The following is a 22,186-nucleotide window of genomic DNA, read 5'->3' on the forward strand; positions in this document are numbered from 1 at the left end:
GCCCGGCGGGAACGGTCCTGACAGAGGCGTGATCGCCACGGTCCGCAAGGATCGCGCCAAGACCGGCGAGGGGTCTACTCGCCCTTGGTGAAGGTGCGCCGGTACTCGCTCGGCGTGGTGCCGAGGATGCGCTGGAAGTGCAGTCGCAGATTCGCTCCGGTGCCGAGGCCGACATCGGCGGCGATCTGCTCGACGCTCCGCTCCGAGCGCTCCAGGAGTTCCCGCGCGAGGTCGACGCGGGCGCGCATCACCCACTGCATGGGCGTGTACCCGGTGTCCTCGACGAAGCGGCGGGAGAAGGTGCGCGCCGAGACCGCCGCGTGGTGGGCGAGGACGTCCAGGGTGAGCGGCTCTCCGAGCCGGTGCAGGGCCCATTCACGGGTGGCGGCGAACCGTTCGCCGAGCGGCTCGGGCAGGCTGCGCGGCACGTACTGCGCCTGGCCGCCGCTGCGGTAGGGGGCGGCGACCAGGCGTCGGGCGGCGTGGTTCGCGGCGGCCACGCCGAGGTCGCCGCGCAGGATGTGCAGGCACAGGTCGATGCCGGAGGCGGCGCCGGCGGAGGTGAGCACGCTCCCCTCGTCGACGAAGAGGACGTTCTCGTCGACGTGGACGAGGGGGCGCTTCGCCGCGAGGGCCTGGGTGTAGTGCCAGTGGGTGGTGGCCCGCTTGCCGTCGAGCAGGCCGGTCGCGGCGAGCGCGAAGGCGCCCGTGGAGATGGCGGCGAGGCGGGCGCCCCGGTCGTGGGCCGCGATCAGCGCGTCGACCACACCGCGCGGCGGGTCCTCGCGGTCGGGGAAGCGGTAGCCGGGGACGAAGACGATGTCGGCCCAGGCGAGCGCGTCGAGACCGTGGGCGACGGCGTACGAGAGGCCGTCGCCCCCGGCGACCAGACCGGGTTCCGCGCCGCACACCCTCACCTCGTACGGCATGCTCGCGCGGGTCGTGAAGACCTGCGCGGGGATGCCGACGTCGAGCGGCTTCGCCCCTTCGAGCACGAGGACGGCGACGCGATGGAGGCGGGGAGTGTGCGGCACGGGTACCAGCCTAGGCGGGCGGCCCGCGTCGCCCGCAGACGGCTCCGCAGGTCAGCGCGTCACCGACCGGACGCGGTCGGCGGGTCGGCGCGTCACCGACCGGACGCGGTCAGCGGGTCGGCGGGCCTGCGAGGTCAGCGCGTCACCGTCCACTTCTGGTTCGCGCCGCCGCCGCACGACCAGATCTGCAGCCTGGTGCCGTTGGCGGAGCTGTTGCCGGTGGCGTCCAGGCACTTGCCGGATCCGAGGTTGACGATGTCGCGGGCGGCGTTGGCGGTCCACTGCTGGGCGCCGGTGCCGTTGCAGTCCCACAGCTGGACGGGGGTGCCGTCGGCCGTGCCGGCGGAGGTGACGTCGAGGCACTTGCCGAGCGCCCGAATCGTACCGTCGGCCCCCACGGTCCACTGCTGGGCGCCGGTGCCGTTGCAGTCGTAGAGCTGCACGGGGGTGCCGTTGGCGCTGTTCGCCGCGGCGACGTCGACGCACTTGCCGCCGATACCGGTGATCGGCCCGCCGGTCGTCGGGCCGTCGGCGGTGGTGACGCGGACGTGGTCGACGACGAGCTGCTGAGGGAAGGCGGTCGAGCCGTCCGGGTCGCCGGGCCAGTAGCCGCCGACCGCGAGGTTGAGGATGAGGAAGAACGGCTTGTCGAAGACCCAGGCGCGGCCGCCGAGGTCGGCGGGCGTACGGGTCTGGTAGACGGTTCCGTCCACGGACCAGGTGATCTTCCCGGGAGACCAGTCGACGGCGAAGGTGTGGAAGGCGTCGGCGAAGGCCTGGCCACCGGGCAGGGTGTAGCCGGCGCCGATGCCGCCGGAGCCGGAGTAGCCGGGGCCGTGCAGGGTGCCGTGCACGGTGGACGGCTCGAATCCGACGTTCTCCATGATGTCGATCTCGCCGGAGGCGGGCCAGCCGACCTGGCCGAGGTCGTTGCCGAGCATCCAGAACGCGGGCCACATGCCCTGGCCGCGCGGCACCTTCATCCGGGCCTCGACGTGGCCGTACTGCGCGGTGAACTTTCCGGCGGTGTTGAGCCGTGCCGAGGTGTACTCGCACCGGCCGTACCAGCACTGGTAGTTGCCGGGGTTCTCCTTGCGGGCGGTGATCACGAGGTGGCCCTGGCCGTCGAGGGCGGCGTTGCGGTTTCCGGCCGTGTAGTACTGGCGCTCGTGGTTGTTGACGTTGTCGCCGGTCTCGATCTGCCACCGCGAGCCGTCCACGGGCAGCCCCGCGGCGCCGTCGAAGGTGTCGGAGAAGGTGACGGCGGCTGCCCCGGCCGCCGGCTGGAGGGCGGCGGTCCGGAGGGCGGTGGTCGCTTCGGCGGGGCCGGTGGGCTGGGCGAGGCCGGTGGGACCGAGCGCCGCGGTGGCCAGGGCCAGGGCGAGTGCTGTCGCGGCGGTGAACAGCGGCCGCCGTGCTGAGCGGGCGGAGGGCATGACTCTCACTTCCGTCGGGTGTGGGGGAAAGGCAGGCTGTCGCCATGCCCATGACATGACGAGAGCCTTGGGCGCCTCCATGATTTAAGAAGTGAAGTAAGGGGGCGTCAAGAGGTGCGGACTCCCCGCGTGTTCCGGTCAGTTGGGGTTGCCGGCGTGGGTGAGGGTCTCCCAGGCGACGAAGAGGTTGTTCGTGCCCGCCGGGCGCCGGGACTCGGTGAGGTTCTGGGTGTTCGTCATCCCGTACCCCATGCGGTGGTGGAGCGCGTTGAAGCCCACCTCGGTGACCGGCCCGAGGTGGTCCTTGAGCGTGCCGCCGCAGAGCCAGCCCGGGACCGCCGCGCCGAGCTCGTACTTGGCCTGGAGGCCGAGCGCGTGCCGAAGCCGGTCGGCGACCTCGGGATAGAGGTCCTGGCCCTGGATCCGGCTCGTCTCGGCGATGTGCGAGATGGCGGACAGGCCGTAGCCGGTGTGGGTGAGGTCGCGGCAGGTCTCCTGGGTGAGGCCGTCGACGAAGGTCGTCTGCCCCTGCCAGTACCGGACGATCTCGTCGCGCGTGTCGAGGCCGCTGCCCGGCGCCGCCTTCGGCAGGGCGCCGTCGCTCGCGAGGTAGATGTACGCGGGGACGCGGCCGCGGAACTTCGTGACGGCCTTGTCGTACGCGGCGCGGTCCTCAAGGAAGACGGCGATGCCGATGGCCGCCTCGGTCATGCTGAGCTCCCAGTTGCCGTTGGAGTGGGAGCCGTTGGCGACCTCGGGGAGGTAGACGTTGCGCAGCATGGTCTTGAACCGGTCGACGCGGGCCTGGGGCCAGCCGGTGTAGGTGTAGCGGATGATCTCGGCTGCGCGCGGCCAGGCGGATCCGGCCCAGCCCGTCTGCAGGGGCGCGTTCGAGTTGGTGTGGTCGGTGATCACCCCGGACCAGGCGTCCATGATCTCGATGGCCTTCTGGGCGTACCGGCTGTCCCGCGTGACGTACCAGGCGAGGGAGAGCGTGTACGCGGCGATGGCGTCCTCACGCTCGTCGGTGCAGCCGTTGTTCGGGTTGGAGTACGAGCCGCACTCGACGACGGAGCGGGGTTTCGGGACCCGGGACAGCGAGGCGTACTTGCTCGCCGCCATCTGGTCGTAGGCGGCCTTCCAGGGCTGCGCGCCGGCGTTGACCCGCTCGCGGGTGAAGTCGAGTTGGCCGCGGGAGACCAGGACGCCGGGGTGCGTGAACGTGGTGGGGGCCGCTTCGGCGCGGCCTCCCCCGGGTCCCGTGACGAAGGCGCCGAGGAGAGCGGCGGCCAGCAGGGGGACGGTGAGCAGCACCCTCCTTCCCTTGCGCCTCGCATGGGAAGCATCGCGCCGTATGACCATGGGGTTGCCCCTTCTTCAGATATGTGAACCAGCGGTGGCTTTCGAGGGTGGAACCTAAAGGTCTGAACCAAAGGCGTCAAGGTTGCGAGATAAGTGAGCACTGCATGCTTTCGCCGGTTCGAACGACCAGATGAGCGGATCACCAACCCTGCCGTGGTCACATACATGAACACTCAACGATCGGTCACGCCTGGCCCCACCTGACGGACGTGTCCGGTGGGCGGGCCGCCACGCCGTACGATTCCCCTCGTTGTCACTTACCTCGTCCGAAGGAGATATCCCATGGCCCAGGTCACGCTGAAGGGCAGCCCCGTACAGGTCAACGGCACCCTGCCGACCCCGGGAAGCCAGGCTCCTGACTTCACGCTCGTCGCCGAGGGCCTGGCGGACAAGTCGCTGAAGGACTACGCCGGTCAGCGCAAGGTCCTCAACATCTTCCCGAGCGTCGACACCCCGACCTGCGCGTCCTCGGTCCGCGCGTTCAACGAGAAGGTCGGCGCACTGGAGAACACGGTGGTGCTCTGCATCTCCGCCGACCTCCCCTTCGCACAGGCCCGCTTCTGCGGCGCCGAGGGTCTCGAGAACGTCAAGAACCTCTCGACGCTCCGCGGCCGTGAGTTCCACACCAACTACGGCGTGGAGATCGCGGACGGCCCGCTGGCCGGTTTGACCGCCCGCGCGGTCGTCGTCCTCGACGAGAACGACACCGTGCTGCACGCGCAGCTCGTCGGCGAGATCGCCGAGGAGCCCAGCTACGAGGACGCGCTCGCCGCCCTCAAGTAGGAGCGCCGCCGCCTCTCGGCGACGCACGGGAGCCCCTCCACCGCCCTGGTGGAGGGGCTTCCGCCGTTTCGGCGGGTCAGGCACAGGCGGGGCAGAGCCCGCGGTACGTCACGTCGGCCTTCGAGACGGTGAAGCCGAACCGCTCCTCGGGCGGGAGGACCGTCAGCGGGTCACCCGTCGGGTGGACGTCGCGGATGAGGCCGCAGTTCGAGCAGACCAGGTGCTGGTGCGCGTGGTGCGCGTTCGGGTCGTACCGCTTCGCCCGGCCGTCCGTGGAGAGCTCCACGACCTCGCCGATGGCCACCAGCTCACCCAGGGTGTTGTACACGGTCGCCCGCGCGATCTCCGGAAGGCGTGCCACGGCGCGCGCGTGCACCTCGTCGGCCGTGAGGTGGACGTGCTCGCCGGCGAGGACCTCCGCGACGACACGCCGCTGGGATGTCATGCGCCAGCCACGCGCACGCAGGCGCTCCAGCAGGTCACTCATTTCGGCTCACCCCTTCGGATGGTTGGCGTGGTTCTTGACTTGGACTCTGTCCATCGTAGGATTAGTTCCGGCAATAGCCAAGGCACACCACGGCTCCGGTCGGGCACCCGACACCCCGCTGGTGCCCGCCCCGGCTGAGCACCACGATCCGCCCCGTCCGGAAGGATTTGCATGTCCGAGAACCACGACGCAATCGTCACCGACCCCGCCCCCGAGGGCTCGGGCGGCTGCCCGGTCGCGCACGGCCGTGCCGCGCACCCGACCCAGGGCGGCGGCAACCGCCAGTGGTGGCCGGAGCGGCTCAACCTGAAGATCCTCGCCACCAACCCCGTCGTGGGGAACCCGCTCGGTGCGGAGTTCGACTACGCCGAGGCCTTCAACGCCCTCGACCTCGCGGCCGTCAAGCGGGACATCGCCGAGGTGCTCACCACCTCGCAGGACTGGTGGCCGGCCGACTTCGGCAACTACGGCCCGCTCATGATCCGCATGGCCTGGCACAGCGCGGGCACGTACCGCATCAGCGACGGCCGCGGTGGCGCCGGTGCCGGTCAGCAGCGCTTCGCGCCGCTGAACAGCTGGCCGGACAACGGCAACCTTGACAAGGCCCGCCGTCTGCTGTGGCCGGTGAAGAAGAAGTACGGCCAGAACATCTCCTGGGCCGACCTCATGATCCTCACGGGCAACGTCGCCCTGGAGACGATGGGCTTCAAGACCTTCGGCTTCGCCGGTGGCCGCGCCGACGTCTGGGAGGCCGACGAGGACGTCTACTGGGGCCCCGAGACCACCTGGCTCGGCGACGAGCGCTACACCGGTGACCGCGAGCTGGAGAACCCGCTCGGTGCCGTCCAGATGGGCCTCATCTACGTCAACCCCGAGGGCCCCAACGGCAACCCGGACCCGGTCGCCGCGGCCCGCGACATCCGTGAGACGTTCCGCCGCATGGCGATGAACGACGAGGAGACCGTCGCCCTCATCGCCGGTGGCCACACCTTCGGCAAGACCCACGGCGCCGGCCCCGCGGACAACGTCGGCGACGACCCCGAGGCCGCGCCCCTGGAGGCGCAGGGCTTCGGCTGGGCGAACTCGTACGGCACCGGCAAGGGCGCCGACGCGATCACCAGCGGTCTCGAGGTCACCTGGACCACCACGCCCGCGCAGTGGAGCAACGACTTCTTCAAGCACCTCTTCGAATACGAGTACGAGCTCACCCAGAGCCCGGCCGGTGCGAACCAGTGGGTGGCGAAGAACGCCGAGGCGATCATCCCCGACGCCCACGACGCGTCGAAGAAGCACCTCCCGACGATGCTCACCACCGACCTCTCGCTGCGCTTCGACCCGGCCTACGAGCAGATCTCGCGGCGCTTCTACGAGAACCCGGAGCAGTTCGCGGACGCCTTCGCCCGCGCCTGGTACAAGCTGACGCACCGTGACATGGGTCCGGCCGTCCGCTACCTCGGCCCGGAGGTCCCCTCCGAGGTCCTCCTGTGGCAGGACCCGCTGCCGGCGCACGAGGGCGAGACGCTCGACGCCGCGGACATCGCCTCCCTCAAGGAGCAGATCCTCGGTTCCGGCCTCACGGTCGCGCAGCTGGTCTCCGCGGCCTGGGCCTCGGCCTCCTCCTTCCGTGGCAGCGACAAGCGGGGCGGCGCCAACGGCGGCCGCATCCGCCTGGAGCCGCAGCGCAACTGGGAGGTCAACAACCCCGACGAGCTCGCGCAGGTGCTGCGCACGCTCGAAGGCGTCAAGGCCTCCTTCGACGCCGCGGGCGCCAAGAAGGTCTCGATCGCCGACCTGGTCGTGCTCGCGGGCTCCGCGGCCGTCGAGAAGGCGGCCAAGGACGGCGGCTTCGACGTCGAGGTGCCGTTCACCCCGGGCCGCGTGGACGCCTCGCAGGACCAGACGGACGTGGAGTCCTTCGCCGCGCTCGAGCCGCAGGCCGACGGCTTCCGCAACTACCTCGGCAAGGGCAACCGCCTCCCGGCCGAGTACCTGCTGGTCGACCGCGCGAACCTGCTGACCCTGAGCGCGCCGGAGCTGACGGTCCTCGTCGGCGGCCTCCGCGTCCTGGGCGCGAACCACCAGCAGTCCGCGCACGGCGTCCTCACCACGACCCCGGGCTCCCTGACGAACGACTTCTTCGTCAACCTGCTCGACATGGGGACGACGTGGACGGCGACGTCCGAGGACGCGACCACGTACGAGGGCCGCGACTCCGCCACCGGCGAGGTCAAGTGGACGGGCACCCGCGCCGACCTGGTCTTCGGCTCGAACTCCGAGCTGCGCGCGCTGGCCGAGGTCTACGCGAGCGACGACGCGAAGGAGAAGTTCGTGACCGACTTCGTCTCCGCGTGGACCAAGGTCATGAACCTGGACCGGTTCGACATCGCCTGATCGCCGGCCGGGACCGGCTGTGAACGGCTGAACCCCGTGTGATCCCAAGGGCCCGGCCGGTCGACTCCGTCGACCGGCCGGGCCCTTGCGCGTCCCTCGCGTCATCCCCTCCTGGGGACGGGCGCCGTCCGGGCGAGAGCGCGGGGCGCGGACGTGCGGGTTCCACAACCCGTGCCCCGTGTCAGGAACCGTTCTCGGACGTTGGCACTCATGATCCATGGGTACCGGGCCAGGCCTCGCGGTCGGGTGTTCCCGTGCCCTGCGGCGCACGTCCGCCGTGTGCCGTACCGAACGATCCGGAAGAAGTCGAGGAATCACCGTGCCCCTGTCGTCGCACCGACGCCTGGCCGTGAGTGCCACCCTGATCGCCGCGCTTGCCGCAGGCGTTGCCCCCGCCACCAGCGCGTTCGCCGCTCCCGGCGCGCCCGTCGCGCCCACCGCGGCAGCGACTCCCGCGGTCCCCGCGCCCGACATGGACGGCGTGGTCGCCGCGCTGAACTCGGCCATGGCCAACGGAGCTCCGGGCGCGATGGCCCGGTTCGTCGGCCCCGACGGGGTCCGCAGCCGGACCGTCGGCGTCCAGGACCGCGTCTCGGGCGCGCCCATGGACATCCACTCACGTTTCCGGATCGGCAGCGTCAGCAAGACGTTCTCCACCGTGGTCCTGCTGCAGCTGGTGGAGGAGGGCAAGCTCCAGCTGGACACGCCGGTCAACACCTACCTGCCCGGTCTGCTGCCCGACGACCGCATCACGGTCCGTCATCTGCTGACCCACCGCAGCGGGCTCGCCGACTACACGAACGCGATGTTCGAGCACACGGTGCCGGGCTTCGAGGCCGTGCGGAACCGGGTGTTCAGCTACCAGGAGCTCGTCGACCTCTCGCTGAGCGAGCCGCGGACCACCCAGCCCGGTGTCTCCTACCAGTACTCGAACGCCAACTTCGTGGTCGTCGGCATGCTGATCGAGAAGCTCACCGGCCGGCCCGTTGCCGACGCGTACGAGCGCCGCATCTTCAAGCCTCTGAAGCTCGCCAAGACCTCGTACGTGCACCCCGAGACCCGGATCAGGGGCGCCCACGTGCGCGGCTACCTGCACCCGGACGAGGAGGGCGGCGCGCTGGTGGACTCCACGGAGCAGACGGTCTCCTGGGCGCAGTCCGCCGGGGCCGTCATCTCCAGCCCCGCGGACCTGAACACCTTCACCAGTGCCCTCATGCGCGGCCGGCTGCTGTCCCCGGCGATGATGGAGGCCATGACGACGGTCACGCCGACCGACGCCGCCGGCACCCGGTTCTACGGTCTCGGTCTGCGCCGCTACAACCTGTCGTGCGGTACGCAGGTGTACGGGCACACGGGCACGGTGCAGGGCTTCTACACGTACACCTTCTCGACCCGTGACGGCCGCCGCAGCGTCTCGGCGATGGCGAACACCTCGAACCACGGTGCCGCCAACACGGCGCTCGGCGGGACGCTGGAGGCCGCGTTCTGCGGCAAGAAGCCGGCGCCCGCCGCGTCCTCGCGCGCCGCCGCCTCGCCCACGGCACGTGACCTCACGTCACTGCCGGCGGAGCGGGACCTGCCCGAGCGTCACTGATCCGTCGCGACCGGGGTCGTCAGGCCTCGTACTCGGTGAGGTCGATCGAGTAGACCCGCAGGGGAACGCCGAAGGCCGGGTGGGTCGTCTCGCGCTCCTCGGTCATGCCGAGCTTGCCGATGACGTTCTCGGAGGCCTGGTTGCTGATGTGCGTGATGGCGACGACCCGGTCGAGCCCGCGGTCCTGGAGTGCGAACTCCAGGACCGCGTGGGCGGCCTCGGAGGCGTATCCCTGGCCCCAGAACTGCCTGCCAAGCCGCCAGCCGATCTCCACGTCCGGCATCACCTCCGGGAGGAACTCCGGCAGGGACAGACCGGCGAAGCCGATCAGCTCGCCCGAGGCGATGAGCTCGACGGCGAAGATCCCGAAGCCCTCCTCGTCCCACTCCTCCTCGTACCGCTCGATGTCCTCGGCGGTCTGCTCCAGGTCCCGGACCGAGCCGTCCCCGATCCAGCGCATCACCTCGGGATCGGCGTTGATCTCGGCCAGCGGGACAAGGTCGTCGTCGCTCCAGGGCCGGAGGATGAGACGGGGGGTACGAATTTCGGTCATGCCCCCATCCTGACGCACGGAACGAGCACTCCACGCCACCGGCCCTCCCTGTCGCTCAGCCCGGGAGCGGTGCCACCACGTGGCCGGTGACCGAGCAGACCCAGGCCGCTCCGCCAGGGGTACGGGTGGCGTGGGGGCCGGTGCGGTGGTCGGGGCAGAGCGGCCAGACCAGGAGTTCGCGGTCGGCGAGGTGGCACTGGACGCCCTCGGCCGCCGAGACGGCGATGTCGACCGGGTCGAGGCCCTCGACGGGCTCGTGGCCGACGGAGACCCGGCCGATCCCGTCCCGGTCGTCGGACCACTCGGAGCGGACGGGTACGTCGAAGATCCGGCCCGTGTCCCGGCGCGCCCGGTCGAGCAGCGCGGTCACGACACGCTCGGCGTGGACCCGCCGGTGTTCGTCCACGAGGGGCGCGAAGTGGGGCGCGGGGACGGCACCGTTGTCGGTGAAGGCCGTCCGGAGGAACGCGCGTGCGCCCGGCGAGCCGAGGTCCTCCTCGAAGTCGCGGCCGAGAGCGTGGGAGAGCGCCTGGAGCCAGGCCCGGAACGCCGGGTCGTCGGGGTGGGCGAGGGCTGCTTCGAGGCGGGAGTGGTCCATGTGCCGCGCTAAGCGGTTTCTGTGGTGGGCGTGAGGTCGGTGGGGTCCGTGTTGGCGCCGCAGAGGACCACGCAGACCTTCTCGCCCGGGGCCGGGCGGTAGCCGTGGTCCGTCGCGCCCTTGGGGTCCGGTGCCGTGAGGGCGGCCAGGGCGGTGGCGGCCGCGTGCTCGACGGCGAGGCGGCGGTCGTCCCACAGGGCCCGGCGGGCACGGATGATCTCGGTGTCCGGGACGAGGACGGTACGGACTGCGTCGTGCTGAGCGGCCGCCAGGGCGGTGGCGGAGGCTCTGCGGGCGCCGAGCGAGTCGGCGGCGACGGAGTCGACGGTCACGTCGACGGGGTGCCCGGCCCGGAGCGCGGCGTCGAGGGCACGGCAGTGCTCGGGTTCGACGGCGACGGTGCGGATGCCGTGGTGCCGTGCCGCGGTGGCGACGCCTGCGAAGAGGCCGCCCCCGCCGACCGCGACGACGACCGTGTCGAGGTCCGGGATCCGGTCGTGGATCTCGTCGAGCAGGGTGCCGGCCCCGGCTGCGATCAGCGGATGGTCGTAGGCGTGGGAGGCGAGCGCCCCGGTCTCGGCGGCGAACGACTCGCAGGCCGCGAGCGCTTCGGCGTACTCCGTGCCGACGAGCCGGACCTCGGCGCCGTAGCCGACGAGCTTGTCGGCCTTCACCTTCGGGGCGGTGGCCGGCAGGAAGACGGTGGCCCGGACGCCCTGCCGCAGTGCTGCCCAGGCGCAGGCGAGCCCGGCGTTGCCACCGGAGGCGATGGTGACTCCGGCGGCGGGAAGGGTGCCGTCCTCCTGGTGGGCGAGCAGGAAGTTCCGTGCGCCCCGTGCCTTGAAGGAGCCGGTGTGCTGCATGTGTTCCAGGGCGAAGTGGAGCCGGTACGGCTCGTTGCCGGGCTCGGCCTCGGTCACCGTGACGGGGCGGACCTGTCCGGCGATCCGATCGGCGGCGGTCTTGATGTCGGCGTAAGTGAGGGGGGTGTGCACGGGGGCTCCTGGTGCGGATGGGAGTGCCGAGGGGCTGTGTTGTCGTCGATCCTCTGTGATCCTCTCAGCAGCGCGGTCCTGCCGCGGCGGGGCCGGGGCATGGCACCGCCCCGGAGGCGCCGGCTGCCTCCGGGGCGGTGCCCTGTCCGGGACTACGGGACGATCTTCAGGAGCCGGTTCGGGGAGCCGCTGCCCGGGCTGGTCACCTTGCCGGTCGTGGCGCCGTTGACGAGGGCGGCGGACACCTGGGCAGGGGTCGCGGAGGGGTGCCCGGCGAGGTAGATCGCGGCCGCGCCGGCGACGTGCGGGGTGGCCATCGAGGTGCCCGAGATGGTGCTGGTGGCGGTGTCGCTCGTGTTCCAGCCGGCGGTGATCGACACCCCGGGGGCGAAGAGGTCGAGGACCGAACCGTAGTTGGACCAGCTGGCCTTGGCGTCGGTGTTGCTCGTGGCACCGACCGTGATCGCGGCCGGGACCCGGGCGGGCGACGTGGACGAGGCGTTGACGCCGGAGTTGCCGGCGGCGACCGCGTAGGTGACGCCGTCGGCGATGGAGTTCTTCACCGCGTTGTCGAGGGCGGTGGACGCGCCGCCGCCCAGGGAGAGGTTGGCGACGGCCGGGGCGCCGGCGGTGTGGTGGGCGGTGACCCAGTCGATGCCCGCGATGACGCCGGCCGTCGTGCCGGAGCCGTTGTTGTCGAGGACGCGGACGGCCACGATCTTCGCCGACTTGGCCACACCGTAAGTGGTTCCGGCGATCGTGGTGGCGACATGGGTGCCGTGGCCGTTGCCGTCCTGGGCGACGGTGTCGCCGTCGACCGCGTCGTACCCGTTCACCGCGCGCCCGGCGAGCTGGGAGTGGCTGATCCGGACACCGGTGTCGATCACGTACGCCGTGACACCGCTGCCGGCGGAGTCGGGGTAGGTGTACGTGCCGGACAGCGGCAGGTTCGCCTGGTCGATGCGGTCCAGGCCCCAGGGGGCGTTGGTCTGCGTCGCGTCGGCGCGGACGATCTGGTTCTGCTCGACGGAGGCGACGGCCGGGTCGGCGGCGAGCCGGCGGGCCTCCGTCGCGTCGAGGGTGGCGGTGTACCCGTTGACGGCGGAGCCGAACGTCTTGCGGACCGTGCCGCCGTAGTCGGCTATCAGGCTGCGGCCCTGGGCGGAGGCGGCCTTGAAACCCGCGCCCTGCTTGAGGGTGACGATGTAGCTGCCGGGTATCGCGTCGGCCGAACCCGCCGCGAGCACGGTGCCCTCCGCGGGGGCGGCATGGGCCGGGACGGCGGCGAGGGTGCCGAGCAGGGCGGCGGCGCTCGCGGCGGAGGCCGTCACGGCGAGGCGGGTCCGGGTGTTCTGCGGGAGTGCCATTACGAGGGATTCCTCCTCATGGGCGTCGCGCCCGGTGGGGTGGGACTGCGCGACTGTGGGGGGCGCACGTGGGGCCACGTGCACGGCCGGGACCGGTGTGTCCGGTCCTGGCGTGATCAGCAGCCTGGCCGCTCCACGGGCGTGGCTCAAGGAAGTTGGGGCCTTGTCATGCATCTGCCATACGCCTGCAATCGAACCCCCGTCGAACCCCTCCGAAGTGGCCTGATCAGGTTCTTTCGTGGCCGGGACGCGAGGTCGGGGCGTCCGCCAGGGCGTGAGCGAGGGCCGCGGCGAATCCGTCCGGGTTGTCCAGCATCAGGTTGTGCCCCGCCCCGGGGATCTCGGTCACCGGGACGCCGAACGCGACCACCGTCTCCGCGTCGGGGTCCGGCAGGCTCAGCTCCCCCACCAGGTACGTCCGGGGGATCCCGAGCCCGGCGAGGAGGTCGCCGGGGGCGGGCGTGCTCCCCTCGACCAGGGCGACCGCGCTGCGGTGCACGGCCAGAGGATCGGCGAGGCGCAGCCGGGCCGCGTAGTCGGCGCGGTCGGCACCTGCCACCATCCGGGCGAACCCCTCCGCCACGAACACGTCCTCGTCCTGGGCCGCCACCGGAGAGCTGAACGCTCCCCCGCCCCGTAAAGGTTCGGCTCCGCCACCACGAGTCTCGCCACCAGCTCCGGACGCGCCGCCGCCAGATGGATCGTCACCGCACCGCCCATGGAGTGCCCGACGAGGTCCACGCCCGTGAGCCCGAGGTGGTCGAGGACCGCGGCGACCGCCTCGGCCTGGGACTCCATGCGGTAGTCGAAGTCCGCGGGCCGGTCACTCAGCCCGTATCCGAGCAGATCCACGAGAAGTGCCCGGCCGCCGCCGAGCGCGGGGTGGGCCGCGATGTGGGCGAAGTCCGAGGCCGAGGTGCACCCGAGACCGTGGACGAACACGCGCACGGGCCCGTCCTCCACGCCCGGCAGCTCGATCCACCGGATGTACGCCCGCCGACCCGCCAGGAACAATTCCCGCATGCTGTGTGCTCTCCCCTGTGTCGCGCCTGTCCCTCACGTCGGGGCCAGCCTAGGAGCCGGCACTGACAACGCCGGGGCGAGCGCGCAGCGATACCGGATCAACGAAAGGGACACCATGCCACTCGAAGGTGAATACGAGCCCAGCCCGTCGGCATGGGTGCGCAATCAGGTCGAGCTGTACGAGTCGTCCGGCGGCACCAAGGGCACCACCATGCGGGGCATGCCGGTCGTCCTGGTCACGAACCGCGGCGCGAAGAGCGGGAAGCTCCGCAAGACCCCGCTCATGCGCGTCGAGCACGAGGGGGCGTACGCACTCGTCGCGTCGAACGGCGGTGCCGTCAAGCACCCCGTCTGGTACCACAACCTCGTCGCCTCGCCCCTCGTCGAGGTGCGCGACGGCACCCAGGCGTGGGACATGGAGGCCCGTCTGGTCACCGGCGCGGAGCGCGCGGCCTGGTGGGAGCGGGCCGTCGCCGCCTTCCCCGACTACGCCGACTACCAGCTCAAGACCGAGCGGGAGATTCCCGTCTTCGTGGTCGAGCGGGCCTAGGGGGTGTCCGGCCGATCGTGCCGGGCTCGCGGCCCCGATCCGGCCTGATCGACAAGACACCCCCTAGCCGCTCGAAGAGGCGCTCCGGGCGGTACGCGCGACCGTCCGGGGCGCGACCGTCGCGTCGGGCTCCTCACGTGGCCGGCGCGTCCGTGACCTCGTCAGGCCCACCCCCACCAGGACGACCGCCATCCCGGCGACCACGCGTACCGTCAGCGGTTCGTCGAGGATCAGCGCACCCAGGGTCACGGACACCACCGGGAGCAGATAGCCGACCGTGGCGGCTGCGGTCGGGCCCTCCTCCGCGATCATCCGGTAGTTCAGGTGGAAGGTGAGCCCGGTGGCGAAGACACCGAGGACCACGACCGCCAGGACGCCCGCCCAGGTCACCGGCGCCGTTCCGCCGGCCGCGAGCGCGGGCGCGCTCAGACCGGTCGCGGTGAGGAGCTGCGCGGCGGAGAGCGCCAGCGGCGCGGTGCCGCGACCGGTGAGGTGACGGGCCATGTAGGCGAAGGCCACGGCATAGCTCGCGGAGGCGCCGAGGAGAGCGAGGGCGCCCCAGCTCATCAGGCCGGAGCCGTGGCTCCAGGGCGCGAAGATCAGCAGCACTCCGGCGAAGCCGAGGGCGAGCCCGGTCAGCCGGGTGGCACGCAGCGGGCGTTCGGTGCCCAGGGCCAGACCGATGAGGAGGGACCAGAGCGGGGTCGTGGCGTTGAGCACGCCCGCCACTCCGCTGTCCACGGTCTGCTCACCGACGGAGAAGAGCAGGAAAGGCAGCGCGTTGCAGAAGAAGGCGGCGACGACGAGCCGGCCCCAGGTGGCCCCGTCCCGCGGCAGTCGCTGCCCCGCGCCGTACGCGAGCGCGAGGAGAACCGCCGCGCCGAGCACGCACCGGACGAAGGTGATCCACCCCGGGGTGAGGCCCTCGTTGAGGGAGATCTTGATCCAGAGGAAGCCCGAGCCCCAGAGCAGGGCCAGCACGCCCATACGTGTCGCCGATGTCATGTCCTCACCGTCCCGCGGGTGATCCGACAGGACAAGCGATGAATCATGCATCGAGCGTTAAGCTGTGCTACATGCTGGATGTGAGACGCATGCAGGTGCTCCGGGCCGTCGTCACCAGTGGCTCCGTCACCGCCGCCGCCGCGAACCTCGGCTACACCCCGTCCGCCGTGAGTCAGCAGATCGGCGTCCTGGAGAAGGAGGCGGGCATCGCCCTGCTCGAACGGTTCGGCCGGGGGGTGCGCCCGACCGCCGCCGGGCGGCTGCTCACCGAGCACGCCGCCGTCATCGGCCGGCAGGTCGCCGAGGCCGAGACCGCTCTCGCCGATCTGCGGGCGGGCCGCACCGGGCGGATCTCGGTCCGCTACTTCGCCACCGCGGGCGCGGAGCTCGTGGCCCCCGCCCTGGCCCGCTTCCGTACCGAGCACCCGGGCGTGCGCGTCGATCTGAGGATCGCCGACGGCGCGCCGCCCGACGAGGAGGCGGACCTCACCCTCGTCGTACGGCCCCGGGGCGGCGGCCCGGACGCGGCCGGCGACGGCCTCCGGCTGGTCCATCTGCTCGACGACCCCTATCGCGCCGTGCTGCCCAGGGGTCATCCGCTCGCCGACCGCCGTACCGCCGTCGACCTGGCCGAGCTCGCCGGCGAACCCTGGGTGGGCAGCGAGCGGCCCGGCCCCTGTCTGGACGCGGTCCTCGACGCCTGTGCGGCGGCCGGATTCGCCCCGGACATCGCGGTGGAGTGCGAGGAGTACGCCACCGCGCAGGGTTTCGTCGCGGCCGGTCTCGGCGTCAGCCTGGTCCCGCTCATGGGCCTGGGCAGCCGCCATCCGAACGTGGTCGTCCGCAGGGTCCGCGGGCCGGAGCCGGTCCGTTCGATCCACGCGGTGGTACGGAAGTCCTCGCTGTCCCTCCCGGCCGTCCGCGGTCTCCTCGCGGCGCTCCAGGAAGTGTGATCAGGCGCGAGGAGGCATCCACCTTCGACCTTCATTGGTATGCATGGGGACCAATCCACAGGCGCATATCCCTTGGATCCAGGCCGTCCAGGGCTGTTAATCAACTAATTACCGCACGGATGTATACCTTTAAGCTCCCCTCCCCCATCATGTCTCCGACGTGCCGCCGGGGCACACCGTGACAGGAGAGGCGGAGCATGATTCCCATCAGCCGCAGAGGATTCGTCGGTATCGGCGCGGGGCTCGTGGCCGGCGCGGCGCTGCCGACGGCCCGGGCCTCCGCCGCCGCGAGGGCGGCCACCGGCACCCTCACCGATGTCCGGCACGTGGTGATCCTCATGCAGGAGAACCGCAGCTTCGACCACTACTTCGGCACCCTGCGCGGCGTACGGGGCTTCGGCGACCGCGCCGCGGGCAACATCCCCGGCGGCTGGGGCGTGTTCAACCAGCCCAACTGGGGCGGCCGCCAGTACCCCTGGAAGCTCAGCGACACCCCGCCCGCCGGCGGTGTGGACGGCGAGACCCTCGCCCAGTGCAACGGCGACCTGCCGCACAGCTGGACCTCGCAGCACGCCGCCTGGAACAAGGGCCGTCTCGACAACTGGGTCACCGGCGTGGGCAACACCCGGACGCTCGGCCACCTCGACCGCGAGGACATCCCCTTCCACCACGCGCTCGCCGACCACTACACGATCTGCGACGCGTACTTCTGCTCGGCGCTGAGCGCCACCGGCCCCAACCGCACCTTCCTGTGGAGCGGGAAGATCGACGGTTCCAGCAAGGACGGCGGCGAGGAGTCGGGACTCACCTGGGAGACGTACGCCGAGGCGCTCCAGAGGGCCGGGGTGAGCTGGAAGGTCTACCAGAACGCCCAGGACAACTACGGCGACAACGGTCTCGCGTACTTCAAGAAGTTCACCGACGCGCGGCCGGGGGACCCGCTGTACGACCGCGGCATGGGCTCGGTCCCCAAGGTGACCGGCTCGACCCCGGACGACATCGCCGCAGCGATCCGCGCCGACGTCGTCGCGGGCACGCTGCCCCAGGTGTCGTGGGTGGTCGCGAGCGAGGCGTTCTCGGAGCACCCCTACGCACCGCCCGGGGACGGCGCGCACTTCGTCGACCTGGTCCACCGCGCGCTCGCCGCCGACGCCGACGTGTTCGACTCGACCGTGCTGTTCCTCAACTACGACGAGAACGACGGCTTCTTCGACCATGTGCCGCCGCCGGTCGCTCCCCCGGGCACCCCGGGCGAGTACCTCGACGGCGTACCGATCGGCCTGGGCTTCCGGGTCCCCATGATTGTCATGTCCCCGTGGACCCGGGGCGGCTGGGTGAGCTCGGAGGTCTTCGACCACACGTCCGTGCTGCGCTTCATGGAGACGTGGACGACGGCCCTCGGCACCCCGGCCACCTGCCCCAACATCAGTGCCTGGCGACGGAAGGTGACGGGTGATCTGACCGGCGTCTTCGACTTCGCCCACCCGGTGTACGGCGTGCCGGCCGGCCTCCCCTCCACCACGAAGGTCATCGGCCAGGCGACCTGCGGTCCGCTGCCCAACCCGGCGCCCCAGAACAACGCCCAGCCCGCGCAGGAGTCCGGCACCCGGCCGGCCCGCGCACTGCCGTACCAGGTGAACGGCAACCTCGACCGCTTCGAGTTCGGGGCCGCGGGCAAGATCCTCGCCTGGTTCTCGATGACGAACCAGGGCACCGAGGCCAAGCGGGCGGCCCACTTCTCCATCCACCCGCACCAGCACCGCGACACGGCAGCCTGGCAGTACACCGTCGACGCGGGCGGCACGGCCACCGACTACTTCAACATCGGACTGGGGTCGGGGTCCGGCAAGTACGACATCTCGATGATGGGCCCCAACCGCTTCCTGCGCCGGTTCATCGGGGACGCCTCCAAGGCCGGCAAGGCCATCGAGGTGGCATCCCGGTTCGCGACCGAGGCGGGGACGGGCCGGACCGCCCTGTGGTTCAGGCTGAGCAACACCTCGGCCGGACCCGTGACGTTCACGATCCGCTCGAACGCCTACCGCACGGACGGCCCCTGGACCTACACGGTCCCGGCCGGCTCCACGCGGGAGGACTTCTTCAACGCGGTCGCCCATCACAACGGCTGGTACGACTTCACGATCCTGGCCGACATCGACGGGACCTGGTCGCGCCGGTACACCGGTCACATCGAGACCGGAGCCCCGAGCGTCACCGGCTGATCCCACCGCCAGGTGCGGGGCCGCCGCCTCGCCGCCGCCCCGCACCTGCGGACCGGCCGTCAGCGTCCGGCGTGCGCCGCGCGGTGGATCGTGGCGTCGAGGAGGTCCACCGCCTCGGCAGCGGTACGGCCCGGGGCCCGGTTCCACGGCCCGATCAGCTCGTGCCACCCCCGCGACCGGAGCTCGGCCATGATCCAGGCGGCCGCCTCGTTCATCGTCGTCGCACTGCCGTAGCCGAGACGGTGCGCGGCCAGGAGCGCGCCGCAGACACACCGGGCCCCGCGCACGTCGCGCAGCTTGTACGGGGTGTTCTGCCAGCCCCACTCCGTCAGTACGAGGCGCGCGTAGCCGAGGTGGACCGAGGGGCGCAGCTCGGGTCGGCCGATGCGACGCCAGGCGTGCAGCCGGTCGGGCAGGACGGCTCCGATCCGGCCGGGGAGCCGCCGCTCGGCGGGAAGGGACGGCGGCAGGGCGTCGAGCGCGTCGGCCACGAGTCGCTCCACCGGCACGGAGAGCAGGTCGCGCCAGCTCTCCACGGCGGGCGCGGGCACCGGTGGCCCGGTCAGGTCCGTGACGATCCGCTGCCAGGCGGCGCTCTCGTAGAGGGCGGCGGCCTCACGGTCGAGGGTCTCGGGATTGAGCAGGGAGGCGGAGGGCGACATCCGGGCGGCTCCTCGGTCGGGGGACTCCATCTTTCACGAGGAATGTCGGTTTTGCGACTTATGCCCTTGAGTGCCCGCACGGCCGAACGGGTCTTATCGCCCACTCCACCATTAACAGAATTACCGTGCACATTCGGACATTGAGCACCTGGTGACGCGACTCACTTTCCCGGAAATCCTCCGGTGATCAGAATCCGCGCAAGCCGTGCGGGACAAGGAAGTTCGATGCGCAGGAGTCACCGTCGATCTTGAATTCCATGAATTCGGTGATCCTTTCACCGACCCCCGGTCCCAGATCCTCTTGTTCTCCGTCGCATTACTGGCCTACGGTCACCTCCATTCGAGCGGATCGCCGAATCCTGCCACCGCTCGAAATACCTCCCTTTCACCCGACGGCAGGAGCGGGGGACCCACGAATACGCCGGCCCGGATTCCGGAACGGCTCGGGGTGAAGCCGCGTGCGCGCGGCCGGACATCTCCAGTCCGAACCCGACAGCTCACCCCGAAGGCGCCGGAGAGGAATCCCGTCATGCCTGCTCACGGTAAGCACCGCCGCCCCCGCCGCCGCCCCGTCTCCCGTGGACTCGCGCTGGTCGGCACGGGCGGAGCCGCTCTCGCCCTCCCGCTGATCGCCCCGGCCGCGGCCGGCGCCGCGCCCGTTTCCGGAGCCCCTGAAATCGCCGCCAAGGCCATCACCGCCCCCGCCGCTCCGGTCGCCTCGAAGGCCGCCGGCAAGGCGCCCGCCGCTCCCGCCGCCGCACGCACCTACACGGTCGTCAGCGGCGACTCGCTTTCCCTGATCGCCCAGAAGAAGGGAATTCAGGGCGGCTGGAAGGGCCTTTACAGCGCCAACAGGAGCGCGGTGGGTGACAATCCGTCACTCATTCACCCCGGTCTCGAACTGACGCTTCGTCGGGATGCCGTGAAGGCCGCCCCCACGCAGGCGAAGAAGACCGCCACGACCGAACGGGCGAGCCGCTCCGAGCGCCGCAGCGCCACCCCGGCCGTCGCCACCACCACCGGTGCCTCGGCCGCCGCTCCCGCAGCTGCCGCCGCTCCGGTCAAGGCCGCGCCCGTCGCCGCCACCCAGTACGCGAACAACCTCGACGGCTGGATCCGCGAGTCGCTGGACATCATGGCCCAGCGAGGCATCCCCGGCTCGTACGAGGGGATCCACCGCAACATCATGCGGGAGTCCTCCGGCAACCCCCAGGCCATCAACCTCTGGGACTCCAACGCCGTGGCCGGCACCCCCTCCAAGGGCCTGCTCCAGGTCATCGAGCCGACCTTCCTGGCCTATCACGTGCCCGGCACGTCGATGGACCTGTTCGACCCGGTCGCCAACATCACCGCCGCCTGCAACTACGCGGCCGACCGCTACGGCTCCATCGACAACGTCAACGGCCCCTACTGATCCCGGAAGTGCCCGGTGAACCAGGAGGTGGCGAGCTCCGCCACCTCCTCCAGGGCGCCCGGCTCCTCGAAGAGGTGCGTGGCGCCCTCCACGACCTCCAGCCTGCTCTCGCAGCGCAGCAGCGACTCGGCCCGCCGGTTGAGGTCCAGGACCAGCACGTCCCTGCCTCCGACCACGAGGAGCGTCGGGGCCTTGACCCGTGCCAGGTGGTCGGCCGCGAGGTCCGGCCGGCCACCGCGTGAGACGACGGCGGCCACCGAGGACTCGAGGTCACCCGCCGCCCACAGCGCGGCGGCCGCCCCCGTACTGGCGCCGAAGTAGCCCAGCGGGAGGCCCTCGCTCTCCGGCCGCCCGGCGAGCCACTCCGTGGCGCGGGCGAGCCTGCCGGCGAGCAGCGGGGTGTCGAAGACATGGGCCCGGTCGACCGCCTCGGCCTCGGTGAGCAGGTCGAACAGCAGCGTTCCGAGTCCCGCCCGGTTCAGCGCCCCCGCCACCGCCCGGTTGCGGGGGCTGCGCCGACCGCTCCCGCTGCCGTGGGCGAACAGGACGATGCCGGTGGCGCCCTCGGGCACCGCCAGCCGTCCGGCGAGCGTGACGCCGTCGGCGACGGGGATCCTTACGTCCGTGTCCTGGACGACCGGTCCGTGCGCGGCGCGGATCCGGTCCAGACAGGCGACGACCTCCGCGTCCGGGGTCTGGGTGAAGTCCCGGTAGAACTGTCCGATCGCGTAGAAGAGCTCCGGCGTGTGCACGCTCACCGTCTCGTCGGCCTCGCCACCGAGCCGGGCCGTCCATCCGCGGGGCGCCACCGGCACCGCGAGGATGATCCGGGCGGCCCCCCGGGCCCGTACCACCCGGCAGGCCGCCAGCGCCGTGGCCCCCGTGGCGAGACCGTCGTCCACGACCAGGACCGTTCGGCCCTCCAGCGGCACGGAAGGCCTGCTCCCCCGATAGCGGCGGCCCCGCTGATCGAGCTCGGCGTGCTCGCGCTCCTCGACCGCGGCCAGTTCGCGCGCCCCGACCCCGGTCTCGTGGAGCACCCGCTCGTTCACCACCCGTACGCCACCCTCGCCGAGCGCGCCCATCGCCAGCTCCGGCTGCTGGGGCACCCCCAGCTTGCGCACGAGACAGATGTCGAGCGGGGCGTCGAGGGCGTCGGCCACCTCGGCCGCCACCGGCACCCCACCACGCGGCAGACCGAGCACCACGACGTCATGGCCCCTGAGATGGTCGAGCCGGGCGGCCAGCTGGCGACCGGCGTCGGTGCGATCACTGAAGAACATGGCCCGCCGTCCTTCCGCCTGCACGGCTCCGGGCTCGGGGAGGAACGTCCGTGCTCCGTCCTCTGCCCGTCCCTCCAGGGTAAGACGCCCCTTCCCCCGCGGGTGGGTGGGCCGGGCGTCAGCGGGACCGGAGGGCGCCGAGGGCCACGGCCTGGGCTGTCGCGAGTCGCCGGTCGAGTTCCGGGTCCGCTGTGTCGAGCACGTACCGGTCGCGGAGACCGAGGACCTTCTCGACGGTCTTCTGGTGGGCGAAGGCGACGAGCCAATGATCCGGTGTCCAGGGGCCGCACCGCTGTCCTCGGAAGTCGTCGAGAACCCGCCGCTCCTCGCCCCGGATCTCCGCTGTGTCGTGGAAGAGCGGCGTGGGATCGGCAGGTCCCGTCGCCGGTGTCCACGCGCGCACCACGCGCAGCTCCGCGCCACGCGCCGCCGTGGATCTCGACTTCGCGGAGGCGGCGGCGCGTGGCGCGCAGC

At 71.6% G+C, this 22,186-nt stretch carries 20 protein-coding genes, 1 pseudogene and 1 riboswitch; of the genes and pseudogenes, 7 read left to right on the forward strand and 14 right to left on the reverse strand.

The window, feature by feature from the left end; translation table 11 throughout:
* Positions 1-74: 74 nt before the first annotated feature.
* The 3 genes from AOK00_RS21470 to AOK00_RS21480 form a co-directional block, all read right to left on the reverse strand.
* Positions 75-1,034: a GlxA family transcriptional regulator gene (locus tag AOK00_RS21470; RefSeq protein WP_055601921.1), complete on the reverse strand. Its 960-nt coding sequence runs from the start codon at positions 1,032-1,034 to the stop codon at positions 75-77.
* 134 nt (positions 1,035-1,168) lie between these two features.
* Complete coding sequence (locus AOK00_RS21475; RefSeq protein ID WP_055601922.1) at positions 1,169-2,470, reverse strand: glycoside hydrolase family 16 protein; 1,302 nt, start codon at positions 2,468-2,470, stop codon at positions 1,169-1,171.
* Positions 2,471-2,608: 138 nt separating this feature from the next.
* Positions 2,609-3,832, reverse strand: a complete 1,224-nt coding sequence (locus AOK00_RS21480; protein WP_055601923.1) for an alginate lyase family protein — start codon at positions 3,830-3,832, stop codon at positions 2,609-2,611.
* 282 nt (positions 3,833-4,114) lie between these two features.
* On the opposite strand from AOK00_RS21480, the gene tpx reads away from it, so the two are divergent.
* On the forward strand, positions 4,115-4,615 hold the full coding sequence (tpx, locus tag AOK00_RS21485; RefSeq protein ID WP_055601924.1) for a thiol peroxidase: 501 nt from the start codon (positions 4,115-4,117) through the stop codon (positions 4,613-4,615).
* Positions 4,616-4,691: 76 nt separating this feature from the next.
* Here tpx and AOK00_RS21490 read toward each other — a convergent pair whose 3' ends face one another.
* Positions 4,692-5,102, reverse strand: a complete 411-nt coding sequence (locus tag AOK00_RS21490; RefSeq protein ID WP_055601925.1) for a Fur family transcriptional regulator — start codon at positions 5,100-5,102, stop codon at positions 4,692-4,694.
* Positions 5,103-5,273: 171 nt separating this feature from the next.
* On the opposite strand from AOK00_RS21490, the gene katG reads away from it, so the two are divergent.
* Together katG and AOK00_RS21500 are read left to right on the forward strand one after the other, a co-directional pair.
* A complete protein-coding gene (katG, locus tag AOK00_RS21495; RefSeq protein ID WP_055601926.1) occupies positions 5,274-7,493 on the forward strand; it encodes a catalase/peroxidase HPI in 2,220 nt (739 codons plus the stop codon).
* Between the two features lie 319 nt (positions 7,494-7,812).
* On the forward strand, positions 7,813-9,087 hold the full coding sequence (locus AOK00_RS21500; RefSeq protein ID WP_055601927.1) for a serine hydrolase domain-containing protein: 1,275 nt from the start codon (positions 7,813-7,815) through the stop codon (positions 9,085-9,087).
* 19 nt (positions 9,088-9,106) lie between these two features.
* Here AOK00_RS21500 and AOK00_RS21505 read toward each other — a convergent pair whose 3' ends face one another.
* The 6 genes from AOK00_RS21505 to AOK00_RS21525 form a co-directional block, all read right to left on the reverse strand.
* Positions 9,107-9,640 (reverse strand): GNAT family N-acetyltransferase, encoded by a 534-nt coding sequence (locus AOK00_RS21505; protein WP_055601928.1) that lies wholly within the window; start codon positions 9,638-9,640, stop codon positions 9,107-9,109.
* Between the two features lie 55 nt (positions 9,641-9,695).
* Positions 9,696-10,238, reverse strand: a complete 543-nt coding sequence (locus AOK00_RS21510) for a hypothetical protein (protein WP_055601929.1) — start codon at positions 10,236-10,238, stop codon at positions 9,696-9,698.
* An 8-nt stretch (positions 10,239-10,246) separates the two neighbouring features.
* Entirely contained in the window at positions 10,247-11,233 is a 987-nt protein-coding gene (locus AOK00_RS21515) for a serine/threonine dehydratase (protein ID WP_055601930.1), read from the reverse strand.
* 152 nt (positions 11,234-11,385) lie between these two features.
* A complete protein-coding gene (locus tag AOK00_RS21520; protein WP_055601931.1) occupies positions 11,386-12,600 on the reverse strand; it encodes a S8 family peptidase in 1,215 nt (404 codons plus the stop codon).
* A gap of 226 nt (positions 12,601-12,826) precedes the next feature.
* Positions 12,827-13,009, reverse strand: a complete 183-nt coding sequence (locus AOK00_RS41460) for a hypothetical protein (protein WP_367870050.1) — start codon at positions 13,007-13,009, stop codon at positions 12,827-12,829.
* Positions 12,997-13,623, reverse strand: a complete 627-nt coding sequence (locus tag AOK00_RS21525) for an alpha/beta fold hydrolase (RefSeq protein WP_367870051.1) — start codon at positions 13,621-13,623, stop codon at positions 12,997-12,999. Before AOK00_RS21525 ends, AOK00_RS41460 begins: the two co-directional genes overlap by 13 nt.
* A gap of 115 nt (positions 13,624-13,738) precedes the next feature.
* Here AOK00_RS21525 and AOK00_RS21530 point away from each other — a divergent pair, with 115 nt between their 5' ends.
* Entirely contained in the window at positions 13,739-14,173 is a 435-nt protein-coding gene (locus tag AOK00_RS21530) for a nitroreductase family deazaflavin-dependent oxidoreductase (protein WP_055601932.1), read from the forward strand.
* Positions 14,174-14,236: 63 nt separating this feature from the next.
* Here the strand turns inward: AOK00_RS21530 and AOK00_RS21535 are convergent, their stop codons facing one another.
* Complete coding sequence (locus AOK00_RS21535) at positions 14,237-15,178, reverse strand: DMT family transporter (RefSeq protein WP_254047445.1); 942 nt, start codon at positions 15,176-15,178, stop codon at positions 14,237-14,239.
* Positions 15,179-15,249: 71 nt separating this feature from the next.
* Between AOK00_RS21535 and AOK00_RS21540 the strand changes: the two genes are divergently transcribed.
* Both AOK00_RS21540 and AOK00_RS21545 read left to right on the forward strand, forming a co-directional pair.
* Positions 15,250-16,131 (forward strand): LysR family transcriptional regulator, encoded by an 882-nt coding sequence (locus AOK00_RS21540; RefSeq protein ID WP_055601934.1) that lies wholly within the window; start codon positions 15,250-15,252, stop codon positions 16,129-16,131.
* A gap of 197 nt (positions 16,132-16,328) precedes the next feature.
* Positions 16,329-18,353, forward strand: a complete 2,025-nt coding sequence (locus AOK00_RS21545; protein ID WP_055601935.1) for a phosphocholine-specific phospholipase C — start codon at positions 16,329-16,331, stop codon at positions 18,351-18,353.
* Positions 18,354-18,412: 59 nt separating this feature from the next.
* On the opposite strand, the gene AOK00_RS21550 is transcribed toward AOK00_RS21545, so the two are convergent.
* Positions 18,413-19,015 carry a DUF6197 family protein gene (locus AOK00_RS21550; RefSeq protein WP_055601936.1) on the reverse strand — a complete coding sequence of 201 codons (603 nt, stop codon included), beginning with the start codon at positions 19,013-19,015 and terminating at the stop codon, positions 18,413-18,415.
* A 340-nt stretch (positions 19,016-19,355) separates the two neighbouring features.
* Positions 19,356-19,539: riboswitch (cyclic di-AMP (ydaO/yuaA leader) on the forward strand.
* A gap of 5 nt (positions 19,540-19,544) precedes the next feature.
* On the opposite strand from AOK00_RS21550, the gene AOK00_RS21555 reads away from it, so the two are divergent.
* A complete protein-coding gene (locus AOK00_RS21555; protein ID WP_055601937.1) occupies positions 19,545-20,429 on the forward strand; it encodes a LysM peptidoglycan-binding domain-containing protein in 885 nt (294 codons plus the stop codon).
* Here AOK00_RS21555 and AOK00_RS21560 read toward each other — a convergent pair.
* On the reverse strand, positions 20,423-21,712 hold the full coding sequence (locus AOK00_RS21560; RefSeq protein ID WP_055601938.1) for a phosphoribosyltransferase family protein: 1,290 nt from the start codon (positions 21,710-21,712) through the stop codon (positions 20,423-20,425). The two genes, AOK00_RS21555 and AOK00_RS21560, sit on opposite strands and share 7 nt — an antisense overlap.
* A 118-nt stretch (positions 21,713-21,830) precedes the next feature.
* Positions 21,831-22,186, reverse strand: a pseudogene (locus AOK00_RS21565) (hypothetical protein); the annotation flags it as partial.

The sequence above is a fragment of the Streptomyces aureus genome (genome assembly GCF_001418135.1).
Classification (GTDB): Bacteria; Actinomycetota; Actinomycetes; order Streptomycetales; family Streptomycetaceae; genus Streptomyces; species Streptomyces aureus_A.